The 19,055-nt window shown below is 66.7% G+C and carries 17 protein-coding genes; 8 read left to right on the top strand and 9 right to left on the bottom strand.

Features of this window, described 5'->3' with window-relative positions:
- Nucleotides 1-20: 20 nt before the first annotated feature.
- The gene (locus P8192_RS02345; protein ID WP_278158188.1) at nucleotides 21-488 is read right to left on the bottom strand and encodes an Lrp/AsnC family transcriptional regulator; all 468 of its coding nucleotides are present in this window, start codon (nucleotides 486-488) and stop codon (nucleotides 21-23) included.
- 149 nt (nucleotides 489-637) lie between these two features.
- Here P8192_RS02345 and P8192_RS02340 point away from each other — a divergent pair, with 149 nt between their 5' ends.
- The 4 genes from P8192_RS02340 (at nucleotide 638) to P8192_RS02325 (ending at nucleotide 5,569) form a co-directional block, all read left to right on the top strand.
- Nucleotides 638-2,404 carry a thiamine pyrophosphate-binding protein gene (locus P8192_RS02340; RefSeq protein ID WP_278158186.1) on the top strand — a complete coding sequence of 589 codons (1,767 nt, stop codon included), beginning with the start codon at nucleotides 638-640 and terminating at the stop codon, nucleotides 2,402-2,404.
- 236 nt (nucleotides 2,405-2,640) lie between these two features.
- Complete coding sequence (locus P8192_RS02335; RefSeq protein WP_278158184.1) at nucleotides 2,641-3,879, top strand: thiolase family protein; 1,239 nt, start codon at nucleotides 2,641-2,643, stop codon at nucleotides 3,877-3,879.
- On the top strand, nucleotides 3,879-4,706 hold the full coding sequence (locus P8192_RS02330; protein WP_278158183.1) for an enoyl-CoA hydratase/isomerase family protein: 828 nt from the start codon (nucleotides 3,879-3,881) through the stop codon (nucleotides 4,704-4,706). The genes P8192_RS02335 and P8192_RS02330 overlap by 1 nt, the downstream gene beginning before the upstream one ends.
- The gene (locus P8192_RS02325; RefSeq protein ID WP_278158181.1) at nucleotides 4,703-5,569 is read left to right on the top strand and encodes a 3-hydroxyacyl-CoA dehydrogenase family protein; all 867 of its coding nucleotides are present in this window, start codon (nucleotides 4,703-4,705) and stop codon (nucleotides 5,567-5,569) included. Before P8192_RS02330 ends, P8192_RS02325 begins: the two co-directional genes overlap by 4 nt.
- A 28-nt stretch (nucleotides 5,570-5,597) precedes the next feature.
- On the opposite strand, the gene P8192_RS02320 is transcribed toward P8192_RS02325, so the two are convergent.
- From P8192_RS02320 to P8192_RS02305, 4 genes are read right to left on the bottom strand one after another with little or no spacing between them, the layout of a single operon-like run.
- Nucleotides 5,598-7,094 (bottom strand): cation acetate symporter, encoded by a 1,497-nt coding sequence (locus P8192_RS02320; protein ID WP_278158179.1) that lies wholly within the window; start codon nucleotides 7,092-7,094, stop codon nucleotides 5,598-5,600.
- A complete protein-coding gene (locus P8192_RS02315) occupies nucleotides 7,091-7,558 on the bottom strand; it encodes a hypothetical protein (RefSeq protein ID WP_278158177.1) in 468 nt (155 codons plus the stop codon). Before P8192_RS02315 ends, P8192_RS02320 begins: the two co-directional genes overlap by 4 nt.
- A complete protein-coding gene (locus P8192_RS02310; protein ID WP_278158175.1) occupies nucleotides 7,551-8,378 on the bottom strand; it encodes a LytR/AlgR family response regulator transcription factor in 828 nt (275 codons plus the stop codon). Before P8192_RS02310 ends, P8192_RS02315 begins: the two co-directional genes overlap by 8 nt.
- A complete protein-coding gene (locus P8192_RS02305; RefSeq protein ID WP_347403421.1) occupies nucleotides 8,375-9,217 on the bottom strand; it encodes a sensor histidine kinase in 843 nt (280 codons plus the stop codon). Before P8192_RS02305 ends, P8192_RS02310 begins: the two co-directional genes overlap by 4 nt.
- Nucleotides 9,218-9,379: 162 nt before the next feature.
- Here P8192_RS02305 and P8192_RS02300 point away from each other — a divergent pair, with 162 nt between their 5' ends.
- On the top strand, nucleotides 9,380-9,769 hold the full coding sequence (locus P8192_RS02300) for a DUF485 domain-containing protein (protein WP_270106335.1): 390 nt from the start codon (nucleotides 9,380-9,382) through the stop codon (nucleotides 9,767-9,769).
- Entirely contained in the window at nucleotides 9,766-11,409 is a 1,644-nt protein-coding gene (locus P8192_RS02295; protein WP_278158174.1) for a solute symporter family protein, read from the top strand. The genes P8192_RS02300 and P8192_RS02295 overlap by 4 nt, the downstream gene beginning before the upstream one ends.
- A 125-nt stretch (nucleotides 11,410-11,534) precedes the next feature.
- Here the strand turns inward: P8192_RS02295 and P8192_RS02290 are convergent, their stop codons facing one another.
- Together P8192_RS02290 and panD are read right to left on the bottom strand one after the other, a co-directional pair.
- Nucleotides 11,535-11,894: a PaaI family thioesterase gene (locus tag P8192_RS02290; protein WP_278159703.1), complete on the bottom strand. Its 360-nt coding sequence runs from the start codon at nucleotides 11,892-11,894 to the stop codon at nucleotides 11,535-11,537.
- Nucleotides 11,895-11,970: 76 nt separating this feature from the next.
- Nucleotides 11,971-12,438, bottom strand: coding sequence for an aspartate 1-decarboxylase (gene panD / locus P8192_RS02285; protein WP_278158173.1), 468 nt, complete (start codon nucleotides 12,436-12,438; stop codon nucleotides 11,971-11,973).
- Nucleotides 12,439-12,607: 169 nt separating this feature from the next.
- Here panD and paaZ point away from each other — a divergent pair, with 169 nt between their 5' ends.
- Nucleotides 12,608-14,707, top strand: coding sequence for a phenylacetic acid degradation bifunctional protein PaaZ (gene paaZ, locus P8192_RS02280; RefSeq protein ID WP_278158171.1), 2,100 nt, complete (start codon nucleotides 12,608-12,610; stop codon nucleotides 14,705-14,707).
- 432 nt (nucleotides 14,708-15,139) lie between these two features.
- Nucleotides 15,140-17,023 (top strand): HNH endonuclease signature motif containing protein, encoded by a 1,884-nt coding sequence (locus P8192_RS02275; protein WP_278158170.1) that lies wholly within the window; start codon nucleotides 15,140-15,142, stop codon nucleotides 17,021-17,023.
- On the opposite strand, the gene P8192_RS02270 is transcribed toward P8192_RS02275, so the two are convergent.
- Nucleotides 17,020-17,625 carry a TetR/AcrR family transcriptional regulator gene (locus P8192_RS02270; protein ID WP_278158169.1) on the bottom strand — a complete coding sequence of 202 codons (606 nt, stop codon included), beginning with the start codon at nucleotides 17,623-17,625 and terminating at the stop codon, nucleotides 17,020-17,022. The two genes, P8192_RS02275 and P8192_RS02270, sit on opposite strands and share 4 nt — an antisense overlap.
- A gap of 22 nt (nucleotides 17,626-17,647) precedes the next feature.
- Complete coding sequence (locus tag P8192_RS02265; RefSeq protein ID WP_278158168.1) at nucleotides 17,648-19,012, bottom strand: phenylacetate--CoA ligase family protein; 1,365 nt, start codon at nucleotides 19,010-19,012, stop codon at nucleotides 17,648-17,650.
- Nucleotides 19,013-19,055 lie beyond the last annotated feature (43 nt).

The following is a 19,055-nucleotide window of genomic DNA, read 5'->3' as shown; positions in this document are numbered from 1 at the left end:
GGGCGGCGCCGTTGCGTTACTCAGCACCTCTCGGCGATGCGCTGCAGCAGCGGAGCGGTGCGATAGGGCTGCAGTTCCTGCAGCGCCACCGAGGTGGACGTGCGCACCACGCCGGGCACCGCCACGATCTCATTGGTCACCCGGTACAGATCAGCCGGGTCCTTGGCGACCACACGCAGGCGCAGATCGGCATCGCCGGTGGCCGCATGGATTTCCACCACCTCGGGAATCGCGCTGAGCCCTTCACGGGCGACGACGTCGCGCCCCTGCTGCACCGAGACCCCCAGAAAAGCGGTGAGGCCGTAGCCGAGCGCTTCCGGGTTCACCCGGCGGGCAAACGAGGTGATCGCACCTTGCTCCTCGAGCCGCCTCAGCCGGGCCTGCACGGTGTTGCGGGCAATCTGCAATCGCTGTGCGAGAGCGACAACGGTGGCGTGCGGGTCGTCATTGAGCGCGAGCAGCAGTCGGGCGTCCAGGGCATCCACCATGGTGACACCGGTCCTTTCGCGACGGACACACCAGAACGAACATCACCCGGGTGCGCATATTGTCATAGTTTTCGCGATGAAGAATACGTTCTGCTCAGATTATCGCATCGATATTGTGCGACCTGGCCAGCCTGACGCACAGTGTGATCATGACGATCACCACCGATTCCGCCCGCGCCCAGCACTCCGTCGACGAACCGGCCGCCCAGCCCACCGTGGCCATGGCGATTGCGGCGGTGATTCGCGAGCGCACCGACCACCTTTTCGGGCTGATGGGCAACGGCAACGCCCACGTGATCTCCGAGCTCACCCACTCCGGGTTCCCCTACACCTCGGCACGCCACGAGGTGGCGACGGTGACCATGGCGGATGCGTATTTCCGGGCCAGCGGGAAGATCGCTGCTGCCACCACCACCTACGGCGCCGGCTTCACCAACGCACTCACCGGTCTGGCCGAGGCGCGACTGGCCCGGATTCCGCTGGTGTTACTGGTGGGCGACCGCCCCAGTAGCGGGGCGCGGTTCTTCGACATCGACCAGACCCTGGTGTGTGAGGGGCTCGACGTCGAGGTCATCACGGTGAACGAGACCGAGGTGACCGCCCAAGCGCACCGGGCCTTTGATCGCGCCGAACAGACCCAGTCGCCGGTGGTACTGGCGCTGCCCTATGACCTGGCGACCGCGCCGGTCGAACGCGCCGACAGCGACGCCATCGACTCGGCTGCCCCGGAACAGACAGGGCAAGCTGGGCGAACCATTGAGGCGCCCGCCCTTACCGAATCACAGCGCGCCGGACTCTCCGAGGCTGCGGAGCTGCTGCGTGCGGCACACCGTCCGCTGATCCTCTCCGGCCGCGGCGTGGTGCTTTCCCATACCGGTAACACTCTGGAACAGGTGGGCGACCACCTGGGCGCGCTCTACATGAACTCCTTCACCGCCTGCAATGTGGTCGACTCCCCCTGGAATCTCGGCATCGCCGGGGGCTTCACCCGCCGCCACCGTCTCGAAGTGGCGCGCCAGGCCGACGTCGTCGTGGTGGCCGGCGCCTCGATGAACACTTTCCAGCTGCGTTACGGCACCCTGTTCGCCGCTGATGCTACCGTGATCCGGCTCGAGTCCGACCCGCACGCACCCGCCCCTGCCCTGGAGAATCCGCTACACACGGTGCACGGGGACCTGGCCGCGTTGGCGCCAGCGCTGCTCGACCTGGTCGCTGCGACTCCGTCCCCGGAGAACACCTGGCGCGATGAGGTAGCGTTCGTGACCACCCCCGAATTCGGCGCGCTAGCACCCGTGGAGGACACCACGGAGCTGGGTCCGGACGGGCGGCTCAATCCGCGTGTCGTGTTTGCCGCGTTGGAGCACGTGCTGCCGCAGCGCCGCTCCCTGGTGATGGACGGCGGACATTTCCTCGGCTGGGCGCCCATGTACCTTTCGGTTCCGGATCCGCGCGGCCTCATCGCGGTGGGCACCGCATTCCAGTCCATCGGCCTGGGATTCGGCTCGGCCGGCGGGGTCACCGTGGCTCGGCCCGACCACACCACCGTGATGATCACCGGCGACGGCGGCGGGCTGATGGCCCTGGCCGACCTGGAGACCGTGATCCGCACCGCGCGGGCCGCAGGCACCCGGGCGATCGTCGTCGCCGTCAACGATGCTGCTTATGGTGCCGAGTTGCACCAGTACGCCGTCAAGGGGCTGGACGATGAAGCCATGCTGATCGACGACGTCGACTTCTCCGCACTCGGCCGGGCCCTGGGTGCCGACGGGATGCGCATGCACCGCCTGGCGGACCTGCAGCGACTGCGCGAGTGGATCGACACCCACGAGACCGGCGTGTTCGTGCTGGATGTGCCGGTGTCGCAGAGTTTCGTGGCGGAGTACATGCGGGAGTCGGTGTTCGGACCCAACGCCTGAGCCGGGCTCGTTCTTGCGCGCGGACGCGCCGATCCATACCCGTTTTGGCACAATACCCAGCACCCCTGGACGCCACGCGCGGGCTCACCTTAGGTTGAGCACCAGTGCCGCCCCGTTCCCTCGAGCGGGCCTGACGCGGTATCCTCGTCAGCAGAGACTTAGTGACCGATTGGTCAGTTTTTACCTGAGCATCGGTCGCTGATGACCGCACCCGTTCCTTGAGGAGTCTAAAGATCATGACCGCATTCGTTCCCTCCGCCGCACCGGCAGCGTTCCTGGTCGGCGGCAAGCGCACCCCAGTCGGCCGCTACGGCGGCGCCCTGAGCTCTGTGCGCCCCGATGACCTGGCGGCGCTGACCATCAAACAGGTGGTCACCGACGCCGGCATCAACCCCGCTGACGTGGATGAGGTGATCCTCGGCAACGCCAACGGCGCCGGAGAGGAGAACCGCAATGTGGCGCGCATGGCCTGGCTACTCGCCGGGTTCGACGACACGGTTCCAGGCATCACCGTGAACCGCCTCTGCGCCTCGGGCATGTCCGCCATCACCATGGCCTCGCAGATGATCAAGGCGGGCGAGGCCGACCTGGTGCTCGCCGGTGGCGTGGAATCCATGTCGCGGGCCCCTTGGGTGATGGAGAAGCCGCGCACCCCCTTCGCCAAGCCCGGCGAGGTGTTCGATACCTCTATCGGGTGGCGTTTTGTGAACCCGAAGTTCACCTCCGGGGAGCTCGCCCGCGACGGCAAAGCCACCTTCTCGATGCCGGAGACCGCCGAAGAAGTCGCCCGGGTGGACGGGATCACCCGCGAGGAAGCAGACGCGTTCGCCGTCGAATCACAGCGTCGCGCGGCCGAGGCCGTGGCAGCAGGACGCTTCGCCGCCGAGATCGTGCCGGTGGAGATCACCGACCGCAAGGGCAACGTGACGATCGTCGACACCGATGAGGGCCCCCGCCCCGACACCACCCTGGAGTCGCTGGCTAAGCTGCGGCCAGTGGTGCGCGGCGGCGAGGTCGTGACCGCGGGCAATGCCTCCTCGCTCAACGACGGCGCCTCGGCTGTGTTGGTCGCCTCCGAACGCGCCATCGAGAAATACGGGCTCACCCCGCGGGCGCGCGTGGTCACCGGCGCCTCCGCCGGACTGGCACCCGAGATCATGGGGCTGGGCCCGGTCCCCGCCACCGAGAAGGTGTTGGCCCGTGCCGGCTGGTCCGTGGACGATCTGGGGTCCGTGGAGATCAACGAGGCCTTCGCCACCCAGTCCATCGCCTCGATCCGCCGGCTGGGCCTGGACCCGGAGATCGTGAACAACGACGGCGGTGCCATCGCCCTGGGCCACCCGCTGGGCTCCTCCGGTGCGCGCATCGTGATCACCCTGCTGGGCCGCATGGAACGCGAGGGAACCGACAAGGGACTGGCCACCATGTGCATTGGCGTCGGTCAGGGCGCCGCCCTACTCGTGGAGCGGGTGTGATGAACGTGACCGAGCTGAACCAGGACTTCACCGCACTGCGGGTGCTGCTCGATGACGCCCGCCCCGACCGCGTCGTCGTGCGCATGGACCGCCCGGCGGTGCGCAACGCCATTGACGAGACCATGGTGTCCGAATTCCACGCGCTGGCCGGCTGGTTGGAGCGCGAGCCGCGCATGCTGATCATTACCGGGACCGAGATGGAACACCCGAAAACCGGGAAGCGCCAGGGGATTTTCGCCTCGGGCGCCGACATCGGCCAGCTGCGGGAACGCCGACGCGACGACGCGCTGCGCGGGGTGAACTCGCAACTGTTCGACCGGCTGCACCGACTGCCGATGCCGGTGATCGCGGCCATCGACGGGTACGCCCTGGGCGGCGGGGCCGAGCTGGCCTACGCCGCCGACTTCCGCCTGGCCACCCCGCACCTGAAACTCGGGCAGCCGGAGACCGGGCTCGGCATCACCGCTGCGGCCGGGGCCATGTGGCGGCTCAAAGAGCTCGTCGGGGAACCAGTGGCCCTGGAGCTGTTGCTCGCCGGGCGCATTCTCACGGCGGAGGAAGCCCTGGACTTGCGTCTCGTCTCGGAACTACATGCCCCCGAGGAGCTGCTGGACGCCGCCCACGGGCTCGCCGACCGCATCGGCGCCCAGGATCCGCTGGCGGTGCGGTTGACCAAGCGGGTGTTCCACCTGCCGCGGGAGGCCCACCCTCACGTGGACGAAATAGCTCAGGCCATCGCGTTCGAGTCTGATGCCAAATTCGAGCGGATGGACGCGTTCCTCGCGAGGAAGTCCGCTCGTTCTACCGACTCAGGAGAGACCCGATGACCATCAAAACATCTGGCACTGTTCCCGCCCAGGTGGGGGTGCTGGGCGGCGGGCGTATGGGCGCCGGCATCGCCCATGCATTCCTGATCTCCGGCGCCAGCGTCGTCGTCGTGGAACGCGACGATGCTTCGGCAACCGCAGCGCGAGAGCGCATTGAGCGCGATGTGGCGAAGTCCCTCGAGCGCCAGGTCATCACGGGCTCGGCCGAGGAGTGGCTGGACCGGCTCACCGTGTCTCTGCAACACGCCGACTTTGGGGCGTGTGAGCTAGTGATCGAGGCGGTGCCGGAGGACTTTGACCTCAAGGTGTCCTCGCTGACCGAGGTGGAGTCGCACCTGGCTGACACCGCGTGGCTGGCTTCGAACACCTCGTCGCTGTCCATCGACCGGATCGCCGCTCGCCTGCGCCGCCCGGAGCGATTCTGCGGCCTGCACTTCTTCAATCCGGTTCCGGCCTCGAAGCTGGTGGAGATCGTCAACGGCGAGGCCACCGGTGAAGAACTGCGCGGACTGTCGGTGCAGTGGGTGGCGGGGATCGGCAAGACCCCGGTCGTTGTCAATGATGCACCGGGTTTCGCCTCTTCACGCCTGGGGGTGGCTCTGGGCCTGGAGGCGATCCGCATGGTGGAAGAAGGCGTGGCTGCGCCGGAAGACATCGACAACGCGATGGTGCTCGGATATAAGCACCCGGTGGGGCCGCTGGCACTGACCGACATCGTGGGATTGGACGTGCGGCTGGGCATCGCCGAATACCTGGCCGGTGAGCTGGGTGAACGCTTCACCCCGCCGCAGCTGATGCGCGACATGGTGGCCCGCGGCGAACTCGGCCGGAAATCGGGCCAGGGGTTCTACCGCTACGAGTGATCCAGCCTGGACTGGGTTGCTGGCGCGGCTACGTGGGCCGGGCGCGTTCCGGGGTGTGCAGCCGGGCGAGGACCTCATCAGCGGAGACCGGAGGGGCAGTGGGCCCGAAACGGCTGACCAGCACGGTCACGGCGAACGCGAACGGGATGCACCACAGGGCCGGATAGCGCAGCGGCACCGCCAACCCCGACTCCCCCGCACCCGGCGTCTGCGAGTCCAGGGCGATCCCGATCACCAGGGCCACCAGGCACATGCTGGCACCGGCGAGCATGCCCGCGAGCGCGCCCGTCGTCGTCAATCCGCGCCACCAAATGCCCAGCAGCATCACCGGGGCCAGGGAGCACGCCGTGAAGGTGAACACCATGGCCACGGAGCCGGCCAGGGCCAGATCACTGGTGAGACCAGTGAGGATGAGCGGGAGCACGATCGCGACCATCGCGCCGATCCGGAACCCGCGCACCGTGCCGCCGAAGAACTCCTGGGAGACCACCCCCGAGATCGAGACGACGAGCCCGGAGGCGGTGGACAGGAACGCGGCGAAGGCGCCCCCGGCCACGAGCGCGGTGAGCATATCCCCGGTGGCGCCGTCGAAGACCGTGGCCGGCAAGTGCAGAATGGCCTGGTCGCTGGAGTCGGCGGAGGTGGTGGGCAGCACGGCGCGGGCGGTCACCCCGAGCACCACCGGCAACAGGTAGAAGCCGACCAGCAGGGCCAGCAGCAATAGGGTGGTGCGCCGGGCCGAGGGACCATCCGGGTTGGTGTAGAACCGCACCAACACATGGGAGAGGCCGAGGGTGCCCAGCATGAGCGCGGCCACCAGGGAGAGAATGCGGTACAGGTGCGCCGTGCCGTCACCGCCGGGGCCCTCCACCAGCCCGGACACGAACACCGCGGAGGCGTCCGGCAGCGCGGGCGCGTCCAGCAACCCCAGCCGCAACAGGATGAACACGGTGGGGATCAGCAGCGCGGAGAGCTTCAGCCAGTACTGCACCGCCTGGGCAACGGTCACCGAGCGCATGCCCCCGGACATCACAATCGGGAGCACGACGGCGACGACGATCACCGGGCCCACCCACCCGGGCAGATCGGTGGTGGCGCGCAGGGCCAGGGAGGAACCGTGCAGCTGCGGCACAATGTAGAACCACCCGGTGAACACGACGATCATGGCGGTGAGCCGGCGCAGCGGGGCCGAGGGCAGGCGCAGGGTGACGAAATCGGGGATGGTATAGGCACCCGATCGGCGCAGCGGGGCAGCCACGAACACCAACAGCACCAGGAATCCGGCGGTGTAGCCCACGGGGAACCACAGCCCGTGGGTACCGTAGGCGAGGATCAGGCCGGCCACACCCAAGAAGCTGGCGGCCGAGAGGTACTCGCCGGCGATGGCGGAGGCATTCAGCCACGGCGGTACCCGGCGCGAGGCCACATAGAAGTCGCTGGTGGTGCGGGACAGCCGCAGCCCATACACGGAGATCACCCAGGTCACCACGCACACGACGCCGATCACGGCCAGGGAGATCGTCATGGGCGCTCCCCCGCGGTTCCGGCGGCAGCGGGGGCGGAATCGGGGCCGGTCTCACGGGCCCACCGCGCCTCGCGGGCCTCGGTGCGCCGCACGAACATCCACCCCAGCCCGAGGAGCAGTCCCGGCAGCACCGCCGCCGGAATCAGCCACTCCAGCGGCACGGACGCCACGGTCCACCGGTCGGCCGCGCCCGTCCCGATGAGCACCACGGTCAGCACGACGACGGCGAAAAACCCGCCTACAATGCCCACGGCCAGGCGCAGCTGGTGGCGGATCAGGGCGCGCAGTGCGGCGTCGTCGGCGTCCTCACGCAGATGCCCGCGGGTGGGGTCGAGCAGCACCTCGGTCAGGCTCGGCGCCCGGCGAGGACCCAGCACCCGCACCCGGTGGCCGCGCAGCGGGGCGAACACGTCGGTGGGCTCGGCGGGGTCGGCCGGGGCGAGTCGGGGCGGCAGCTCAGGCATCGGCGCCACCAATGTCGTCGCCTCCCCCGCGAGACCGGGCCCGCACCGTGAGCTCCTCGAGCCGCTCCCGCACCTGGGGCATCGAGCGTCGCGACACCTGAAGTTCCGCGGCCTCGGCTCCGTGCAGCTGCACCGACATCCGCCCCTGTCGGTGCAGGATTCGGCGCACATGGTTCAGGTTCACCGCGTGGGAGCGGTGGATGCGCATGAACCCCTGCTCCGCCCACTGGTGTTCCAGCTCGTTGAGGGTGATCCGCAGCAGGTAGGATCCGGTCTCGGTATGCAGCCGGGCGTAGTCCCCCTGTGCCTGGGCCCACCGGATCTCGGCGATGTGGATCAGCAGTGTGGAATCCCCCTGCAGCACCGCCACCCGGGTGTCTTCCTCGCCCGTGCCGTCCACCTCAGACCCGGCGCCGTTCGCACCCCCATACCGATCCGCCGCCACTTTCAGCAGCGCGGCATGCAGGCGCTCGGCCCGCACCGGTTTGAGCAGGTAGTCCCGGGCCTCCAGTTCGAACGCCTCCACGGCGGGCTGGGCATCCGCCGTCACGAAAATAATCTGCGGCGGGTCAGACGCACCGGAGCGCAACTGCCGGGCCAGCTCCAGCCCAGAGGGGCCGGGCATGTGAATATCGAGCAACACGACGTCGACGGGGTGGTCGGCCAGCACCCGCAACGCCGCGGTGGCGGAGGCTGCCGTGTGCACGGTGCCGGCGCAGGGCTCGTCGCGCAACATCCACTCGAGGATGGCGACGGCGGGGGCTTCGTCGTCGACGACGAGGATCTCCAGGGTGCTGGGCGCGTGTCGATGCGGGGTCATCCGGCGGTCACCGTCCTAAATTTCGGGATCCGCAGCCAGACGCGCATGCCGGCGTCCGGGGCGGTATCAATGGTCAGCCCGTGGTCGCCACCGTAGGCCTGGCGCAGCCGCAGGTCCACATTGCGCAGCCCGATGTGCGACCCCTCGGCCTCACCGCGCAGCACCTGTGCCATGTACTCCGGGTCCGCCCCCACCCCGCCATCTTCCACACTAATGACGGCGTGGGTGCCCTCATCGCGCACGCTCAGATGCACGTAGCCGACCTCATCGGTGTCCTTCAGTCCGTGCCGCATGGCATTCTCCACCAGCGGCTGCACCGCCAGAAACGGCACCTCCATGCCCAGCACTTCCGGGGCGATCGACAGCGACACCTGGATCCGGTCGGCGAAGCGGGCCTTCTGCAGCAGCACGTAACGCTCGACGGCGTCCAGCTCCTCAGCCAGGGTGGTGAAATCGGTGTCCGAGCGCAGCGAGTATCGGGTGAAATCGGCAAACTCCAGCACCAGTTCCCGCGCTCGCACCGGATCGGTGGGGATCAGCGAGGCGATCACGTTCAGGCTGTTGTAGATGAAGTGCGGGGAGATCTGGGCGCGCAGGCTGCGCAGTTGCGCCTCCACCAGGTGGTTGTGCGTGTCCTCGGCAAGCTTCCGGTAATGTTCCTCGGCGGACGTCTCAGCCTCGGCCACACCGACTGCTCCTGCGACGTCGGCGTCATCGGCGCCGTGCACCCGCCGAAAATGCTGCGCGGACCGGCGTCGTGTGAACACCAACAGCACGACGACGAGGATCAGCCCACCCAGCATCAGCAGGGCAATGCCGAGAGGAGTGAGCTGGATCATGAACACCATGGTAAGCCAGGAGCCCAGCTCACCGACCGTTCAGCGCCTGACGTCCACCGTTCACCGCACCACCTCACCAACGCGCTTCTCATTCACCCAAACCGTGCGGCAGTGTGGTCCACGTCACACCCATTCATACTCTCGCACGCGAAGGAGCAGTCGATGAGTTCAGCTCACGCCCCCACCTCAGGGCACGTTGACTATCAGGAGGTGCAGGCCCGGCCTCAGTTCCAGCAGCTACGGAAAACACACCGCAGCTTCGTCTTCCCGATGATGGCCATCTTCCTGATCTGGTACCTGGTCTACATCCTGTTAGCGGCATTCGCCCCAGAATTCATGGCCATCAAGGTCCTCGGCAACATCAATGTCGGCATCGTGATGGGGCTGCTGCAGTTCGTCAGCACCTTCGTCATCACCGGCATCTACGTGTCATTCGCCAACCGCAAGATGGACCCGCCCTCCACCGAGATCCGCGAGGAACTAGAGGCGGCCGGCGTCGGTCTTCCCGATGACGAGCCCGCCGCACCCGCACCGAAGGAGGGACGCGCATGAGCACCCTGACGACTCTCGCCTCCGGTCAGCTCCTGGCCCAGGAGGAAACTCTCAGCACCCATGTGGGCAACCCGTGGGCGAACATCGGCATCTTCCTGGTGTTCGTGTGCATCACCCTGTGGCTGGTGCTGCGTGCCTCGAAAAACACGAAAACCGCAGCGGACTTCTACGCGGGCGGCCGGTCCTTCTCCGGCACCCAGAACGGCGTGGCCATCGCGGGTGACTACCTCTCGGCCGCCTCGTTCCTCGGCATCGTGGGCGCCATCGCCATCTACGGTTACGACGGCTTCCTGTACTCCATCGGCTTCCTGGTGGCATGGCTGGTCGCCTTGCTCGCCGTCGCCGAGATGCTGCGCAACACCGGCAAGTTCACCATGGCCGACGTGCTCAGCTTCCGACTGAAGCAGCGCCCCGTACGCATCGCCGCCGCTGCTTCAACACTGGCGGTCTGCGTGTTCTACCTGCTCGCTCAGATGGCCGGTGCTGGCGCGCTGGTCTCCCTGCTGCTCGGCATCGACAGCCGGGCCGGCCAGTCCCTGGTGATCACCGTCGTCGGAATGCTGATGATCGTCTACGTGTTCATCGGCGGCATGAAAGGCACGACCTACGTCCAGATCATCAAGGCCACCCTGCTCATCGCCGGCACCGCCGTGATGACCGTGTGGATCCTGGCCCTGTTCGGGTTCAACTTCTCCGAGGTGCTCGGCCAGGCTGTGGAGGTCTCCGGTGAACCGGGCCTGCTCGAGCCGGGTCTGCAGTACGGGGCGGACTTCATGACCAAGCTGAACTTCATCTCCCTGGGCATCGCCCTGGTCTTCGGCACCGCCGGCCTGCCGCACGTGCTGATGCGGTTCTACACGGTGCCCACCGCCAAGGAGGCCCGCAAGTCCGTAGTGTGGGCGATCGTGCTCATCGGCGCCTTCTACCTGTTCACCCTAGTGCTCGGCTTCGGCGCTGCGGCCCTGCTCACCCCCGAGCAGATCAACAACGCACCGGGCGGTCAGAACTCGGCGGCTCCGCTGCTGGCCTACGAGCTCGGCGGCACTTTGTTGCTGGGACTGATCGCGGCCGTCGCGTTCGCCACCATCCTCGCGGTGGTTGCCGGACTCACCATCACCGCCTCCGCCTCGTTCGCTCACGACATTTACGGTCAGGTCATCAAGAAGGGCCAGATCGATTCGAAGGGCGAGGTCCGGGTTGGACGCATCACGGTGATCGTCGTTGGCTTGCTGGCGATCGCCGGCGGCATTGGCGCCCAGGGCCAGAACGTGGCGTTCTTGGTGTCACTGGCGTTCGCGGTGGCGGCCTCGGCGAACCTGCCGACCATCCTGTACTCGCTGTTCTGGCGCCGGTTCACCACCCGCGGTGCACTGTGGTCGATGTACGGCGGACTGGGTTCTTCAGTGGCGCTGATCTTCTTCTCGCCCGTGGTGTGGGGCGCTCCGACCTCGTTCTTCCCCGAGATCGACATGGCGCTCTACCCGCTCACCAACCCCGGCCTGGTGTCGATCCCCCTGGCCTTCTTCCTGGGCTGGCTCGGTTCGGTCACCTCCAAGGACAACGAGGATCCGGCGAAACAAGCCGAAATGGAGATCCGCTCGCTCACCGGCGTTGGCGCCGAGAAAGCGGTCGAACACTAGACCGGCCGCGAGGCCGATACGCAGGCCAGAGCCTGCATCACCTCAGCGCCCCCGCACGGATCCCTACCGTGCGGGGGCGCTGCCCTGTGTAGTTAGCGCAGTCCGCGCGGATCAGAACGTGAGGATCAGCGGGCGCCGGGGCGATCCTTCACGAAGTTCGTGATACGGGCGGTGCAGAGCCGGTCACCGTTTTCGTGCTCCACGATGACTTCGTGGGTGGTGAGGCTGCGTCCCAAATGAAGAGCCGTGGCGGTAGCGGTGACCAGCCCGGCGCGCGCGGACCGGTGGTGGGTGGCGTTGATATCGACGCCGACGGCGACCTTGCCCATCGAGGAGGCGTGGATGACGGCAGCCCAGGAACCGACCGCCTCGGCGATGGCGACCATGGCCCCGCCGTGCAACAGACCGAGGGACTGACGGTTGCCCTCGACCGGCATGGTGGCGACGACGCGCTGCGCGGACTGTTCGAAGACTTCCACGCCCATCTTCTCGTCGAGCTCGCCGAGGGTGATGGTCCACAGCGAGTGCTGGTCTGCTTCGCGGGGCGCTTCGGGCTGCAGATCAGCCACGGACACCCGCCGTCGTCGCGCTCACAAGGTCTGCCTGGGCGTCGGCCAGCGCGCGGGAATGCGGAGGCCGGTGCACGCCGTCGAGAATGCCCTCCGCCGGGTCTCCCCCGGTCTCGACGATGCGGTTCTCGGCGTCCACGTGCACCACCGAGGGCACGAAACTGCGCGCCTCGGCGTCCTCCATATGCGCGTAGGCGATCAGGATGACGAGGTCACCTGGGTGGATCAGATGCGCGGCAGCACCATTGATACCGACCACGCCCGAACCGCGATCACCGGCGATGGTGTAGGTCTCCAGGCGGGCGCCATTGGTGATGTCCACAATCGACACGAGCTCGCCCGGCAGGATCCCTGCGGCGTCGAGCAGATCCTGGTCCACCGTGACGGACCCGACGTAGTGCAGGTTCGCTTCGGTCACCGTGGCGCGGTGGATCTTCGCGTGGAACATGGTGCGCAGCATGAGGCATCCCTCTCGTAGACAGCGGGTCCATTCTAGCCGCCCCGGGTGAACGGTGCGCGGGTATCGCTCACAGCGTTGGCGCGGTCAGTGTGACGTGGGTTATGGTGAGTACATTACCGACCGATCGTTCAGAAACGTTCAGAAACGTTGCACCGTCCGGAGGGGACCCATGACCGCCACGCCGTCAACCACCACCTCGATCCTGCCCTCGTACCTCGCTGGCTCCTGGTGGACGCCGGAGAATCCGCAGCGCAGCACCGAGGTCCGCGATGCCTCCACCGGGGAGCTGATCATCCGGGTCTCCACAGACGGGATCGATCTGGCAGAGGCTATCGAGTACGGCCGCTCCGTGGGCCAGCGCACCCTCGGCGAGCTCACCTTGCACGAGCGCGCGCTGAAACTCAAGGAACTCGCGCTGTACCTGACCGAGCACAAGCAGGAGCTCTACGAGATCTCCTTCCGCACGGGCTCCACCCAGCGCGATCACTACATCGACGTCGACGGCGGCATCGGCACCCTCTTCACCTTCTCCTCCAAGGGTCGGCGCGAGCTGCCCAACGCGAATGTCATTCTCGATGGCGCCACCGAACCACTCTCGTCCGACGGTTCGTTCATCGGCACCCACGTACACACCCGCATGCCCGGGGTGGCCGTGCAGATCAACGCGTTCAACTTCCCCGTCTGGGGCATGCTGGAGAAGTTCGCGCCGTCTTTCCTGGCCGGCATGCCCTCCCTCGTCAAACCAGCCACCCCCACCGGCTACGTGGCCGAAGCCTGTGTACGGCTCATGCTCGATTCCGGGATCCTGCCCGAGGGCTCACTGCAGCTGATTTCCGGTTCGGCGCGGGATCTGCTGGACCACCTGGACTATCGCGACCACGTGGTGTTCACCGGCTCGGCCGCCACCGCCCAGTCGCTGCGCACCCACCGCAACGTCATTGAGGGCGGGGTGCGCTTCACCGCGGAGACCGACTCGCTCAACGCTACTATTTTGGGTGCCGACGCCGCCGAGGGCACCCCCGAATTCACTGCGTTCATCAAGTCCGTGTTCGTGGAGATGACGGCGAAGGCCGGGCAGAAATGCACCGCCATTAGACGGGTGATTGTGCCGCATAACCTCATCGAGCCCGTCGTGTCCGCGCTGACCGAGCAACTGGAATCGAAGATCGTCGTCGGGGATCCGCGCGCCGAGGGCACCACCATGGGCGCGTTGGCCTCGGTGGATCAGCAGCGCGACGTCGCCGCGGCTGTCCAGCGCCTGGTCGACGCAGGCGGCCGGATCCGCCTGGGCGGAGCCGGCCCGGTGGAATCCGACACCGACGCAGCATTCTTCCCGCCCACCATCCTGACGTTCGACGACGCCAACACCGCTGAAGTGCACTCCGTGGAAGCCTTCGGACCGGTAACCTCGGTGATCGGCTACTCCGGAGCGCCCGACGAAGCCGTCCGCCTGGCCGCGCTGGGCTCCGGCTCACTGGTCGCCACCGTCTGCTCCAACGACGCCGACACCGTGCGCGCCATCGCCACCGGCATCGCTGCCCATCACGGCCGCGTGCACGTGCTCAACCGCCAGACCGCCAAGACCTCCACCGGCCACGGCTCCCCCATGCCGCACCTGGTGCACGGCGGACCGGGCCGCGCCGGCGGCGGCGAAGAGCTCGGTGGCGTCCGCGCCGTCAAGCACTACATGCAGCGCACGGCCTTACAGGGCTCCCCCGATATGCTCACCGCCATCACCGGGGTGTGGCATGCGGGGGCTTCCGCTAACACCGTGACCCGCGACGACGTCGAGTCCGGCACCGGCGTTCACCCGTTCCGCAAATCCCTGGAGTCCCTGCGCATCGGCGACCAGTTCGCCTCCGAGTTGCGCACCGTGAAGCTGGAGGACATCCTCGAGTTCGCCGAGAAAACAGGCGACACCTTCTACGCACACACCGATGAGGAGGCGGCGACTGCGAACCCGTTCTTCCCACGCCGCGTGGCCCACGGCTACCTCCTCGTTTCCTGGGCCGCCGGATTGTTCGTGGAGCCGGCACCCGGCCCGGTGCTCGCCAACTACGGACTGGAGAACCTCCGATTCATCACCCCCGTGACCTACGACGACGCCGTCCGCGTCACCCTGACCGCCAAGCAAATCACTCCGCGCGTTACCGATGAATACGGCGAAGTCCGGTGGGATGCCGTGCTACACAACCAGAACGACGAGATCGTGGCGACCTATGACGTACTCACGTTGGTAGCCAAAACATGGCCGTCTGCGGCAGATTGAGCCCATGGCGACACTTCACGCCTCAGCTATTTGGGGCACCTGCACCGTGCGCCTCAGTGCGCGCCATCCAGTCCCAAGTCTCCTTCCGCGTCGCGCGCCAAGTGCAGACCGGGCGACTCGCTCAACGCCCCACCGGCAACGAGCGTTCGATAGATCCGCGCACATTTCAGGGTCCCACCACAACCACCTCCTCCTTACTGCACCCGCAGTCTCGCGCCGCTCACTGACACCGCGCGACTCCATCAGTAGATCAATAACCCTCTATATTACGCCGATCTGGCCCCTTACCTGCCCCGCTGACCACCCCCTGTGGACGACACGCCCGAACCTTCATGAAATCTGTGGATAATACGCCTGTACTATTTGGATTCGATGGTGTAGCGTTTCATCATCGAACCATTCGAGCGGCGACGGCGCAGGGAGGTGTACGCGGTGACGACGACGATCAACCAGGCTTCGCCTGCGCCCTCTACTCCGGGCACCGACCCCGAGAACACACCGCACCCGCTGACTGCGCTCGTCGAACTCAGCTTCGGCGACATGTTCGCCCGCACGCTGGGAGACCTGAATCTCGGATCCGCACTGGAGGCCATTCAGAAGGGGCTCGTCGCCGTCGCCGAACGCCTCACGAACCCCGATCTCGAGCGCGAGTTCACCCAGTTTGAACTGAATGAGAAGCTGCTGCCCGAGGTGCAAGAGCCCCTGGCCGTGGGCGATCCGCGCGCCACCCTGCCGGCGCTCATGAAGACGGCACAGCACCTCACCACCCTCGTTCAGGGGGTGCAGTCACGCCTGGATGGCACCATGGCCGATGCCTACCGCACTCCGGGGCAGAAGTTCAGCCTGCTCGGCATTCCCGAGGGGCGCGACGGCTACCGCGGTCCTGATCATCTGCTGCAAGACACCGTCGATATCTCCCCCGGGGAGGCTCGACGTCGCGCGCAGACGGCCCAGCATTTCCAGCCACATCGCCCCACAGTTCACCCCGATGACGGCGCTGGCGCCCCAGAACCGAACAGCCCTCAGGGCAGGTTGGCGAGGCTGTTCCCCCAGTTCACCGCAGCATTCCATGCCTCGCGGATCAGTCAAGCGCACCTGCATCAGCTCCTCTACGCGGTCAACGCCATCGACCGGCGGGCCCGCGAATGCGGCTACCCACGAGAAAAGCTCGAAGCCCGCTATCGGAAGCACGACGCCGAACTGACCGATAAGGCGCTCACTACCTCGTACACCGAATTCCAGCGCTTCCTCTATGCCTGGCGCACCGCCGTCATCACCGACATCACGCCTGACGCCGCCGCCACCTCCGAGGAGCACATCCACGCCCGCCGTGGCTTACACTTCACCGGTGAGGAGGGTGGGCTGAAGCTCTGGACGCTCGGCACTGACGACGAGGGCCATGAACTGCTCTCCTGCATCCGCGGAGCGGCCAACAATCCGCGCCAGCGCACCGAAGAGGCCGATCCGACTCTGGTTGTTTTCGACGACGACGATGCGGATTCCGATCGTATTCGTGACGGACGCACGCCCACTCAGCGCGCCCATGACGGCCTGCTCGCTGTGCTGTCCGCCGGGCTGCGCGTGACCGAAAACGGGCTGCCCGATCAGGGTGGCCAACGACCGCAGATCATCGTCACCGCCGGACTCACCGCCCTACTGAAAGTCGCCCACAGCTCCGGGCTGCTGCCCAACACTTTCAACACCGCGCTACTCGACGGCGGCTCCACCCGCGACCTGCTCATCTCCGCGGGCTACACCGGGCCCACCGGCCCTGGCATGCTCCGGCGAATGGTCTGCACCGCTGACATCACTACCGCGGTACTGGGAACCCAAGGTGAAGTGCTCGACGTCGCCATCGCCCGGCGCCATTTCAGCCTCAAGCAGCGCCGAGCCCTCACCGCCCGCGACGGCGGCTGCGCCGCACCCGGATGCACGTTCCCTGCGAGCTGGTGCGACGCCCACCACGTGAAGGAATGGTCCGAAGGTGGGCCCACCACCGTCGACAACGGAGTCCTACTCTGCAACCATCATCACCGCAGCGTGCACCTGGGCATGTGGGTCATCGAGATGCGCGACGGGATCCCGTGGTTCGCGCCCACCGCGAAGCTGCGGCCCGAATTTGCCGAGAAACCACCGGGATTCGGACCATCTAACTCCGGCTCATCCCCGCCGGTCGAGTCCCGGCGCAATACCTCCTGGGTACCGCACCCGGTATCGCATCGCGCCCTGGACACAGCCACGCGCCCACAACCGCCCCGCTCCACAACGCGACAGCGCAATCCGGCCCGCGAACAGGATCCAGACCCGCCGTTCTAGCGTTCCGCCAACACGCCGTCGAGGGCCAGGCGCAGGATCGATTCCTCAAGCTGAGCCGGTTCGGCCGCCGATTCGCCGGGCCGGTACCAGTCCACAATCGAATTCACCATGCCCAGCACCAGCCGGGCGATGCGCCGCGGTGGCTGCGAGGTCACCAGCGAGCCATCTTTCTGACCAGATTCCACGATCCGGCCGAAGCGCGAGGTGATGTCACGACGGCGCTGCAGCGCAGCAGTCTCCACCGGCGAATTTCCGCGCAACCGCAGCAGCAGGGTGACCTGCGGCATCTGCTCGATCAGCACCTGCACCGTCGAACGCAGCGCCTTCTCCAACCGTTTCGCCCCCGATTCGTCCAGCTGCTCGGCCTCGGCCAGCACCGCCTCGAGCGCGTCGAGGGCCTGACCGAGCGCCATCTCCAGGATCTCCTCCTTCGAGGAAACGTGATGGTAGATGGCGGACTTTGAGACACCCAGTTCGGCGGCGAGCATCCCCATCGACGTCGCATCGTAGCCATGCCGGTTGAAGGTCGCCACGCAGACGGCGACCAGGGTCGAACGGTCGTAGCCCGGACGGCCGCGCCGCGGAGCAGTCGTGGTGGTCATCGCCCTATCGTATATCCCGGCCTCATTTCCCGCCGTCGCGCAGGTCATAGACCCGGCGCAGCTTGCCGGACGACCGCGCCAGGGTCCCCGGTTCGGCGATGGTAATGGTGCAGGAGGAACCGATCTTCGTTTTGATCTCCTGCTGCAGCTTCTTCCCGCCCGCGGTGGCGTCCTCCACACTGGCGTCGTCGCGACGTTCGATCGTCACCGTCATCTGGTCCATCCGATTCGGCCGCGTGATCTCCAGCATGAAGTGCGGCGACAGCGTCGGAACCTGCAGTGCCAGCTCCTCGATCTGGGACGGGAACAGATTCACCCCACGCAAGATGATCATGTCGTCGGAGCGCCCGGTAATCCTCCCCATGCGCCGATGTCCGGGCAGGTCGTTGCCGGGAAGCAACCGAGTCAGGTCGTGGGTGCGGTACCGAATAATCGGCAGCGCCTCCTTGGTCAGCGAGGTAAACACCAGCTCACCGTGTTGCCCGGTTTCCAGCACCTCGTCGGTGAAGGGATCAATGATCTCCGGGCGGAAATGGTCTTCCCAAATATGCGAGCCCGCCTTCGTGTCCACGCTCTCCCCCGCCACCCCGGGGCCCATCACCTCGGACAAACCGTAAATATCGCAGGCGTCGATGTTGAAAGTCTGCTCGATTTCCCGCCGCATCTCCTCGGTCCACGGCTCGGCCCCCAACACCGCGGTGCGCAACGAGGTCTTCCGCGGGTCCAGCCCCATGGCTTTGAAACCGTCGGCAATCGTCAACAGGTAGGTCGGCGTGCAGAGAATGGCCTGCGGCTCGAAGTCGCGGATCATCTGCACCTGTTTCTCGGTCTGCCCGCCCGACATCGGAATCACCGCACAGCCGAGCCGTTCCGCACCATAATGCGCGCCCAACCCACCGGTAAACAGCCCATACCCGTAGGCGTTATGCACCTTGTCGCCGGGCTTGATCCCGGAATTGCGGAAGCAGCGCGCCACCAGAGTGCCCCACACCTGCAGGTCATTTTCGGTATACGCGACGACGGTCGGCTGACCGGTGGTACCCGACGACGCATGGATGCGCCGAATGTCCGCCATGTCGACGGCGAACGACTTGAACGGGTACGCCTTCCGCAGAAACTCCTTATCGGTGTACGGGAAGAGCCGCAGGTCCTCCAGCTGCTGGAAGTCCCTGGGATGCACACCGTGGTCATCGAACAACTCGCGATAGGCGTCCACGTTTTCGTAGGCGTAGTGCAGGGTCCACCGCAGTCGCTCAAACTGCAGCGCCTCGATCTCATCGCGACTCATCAGCTCCTCGGGGTCCGGCTGCGAGCGGTCAGCCGCGGGCGGCCCGGGAACAAAAGGTTGGGGAATGGAGCAGCCGGCGGGGCTGGGTGCGGACGTCATGACAAGAATCCTTAGTGCGAGTGGATAGGTGCGCGGCGGGCAG

It is taken from the genome of Citricoccus muralis (genome assembly GCF_029637705.1).
Taxonomy (GTDB): domain Bacteria; phylum Actinomycetota; class Actinomycetes; order Actinomycetales; family Micrococcaceae; genus CmP2.
This window is presented reverse-complemented; position numbering and strand designations above follow the sequence as displayed.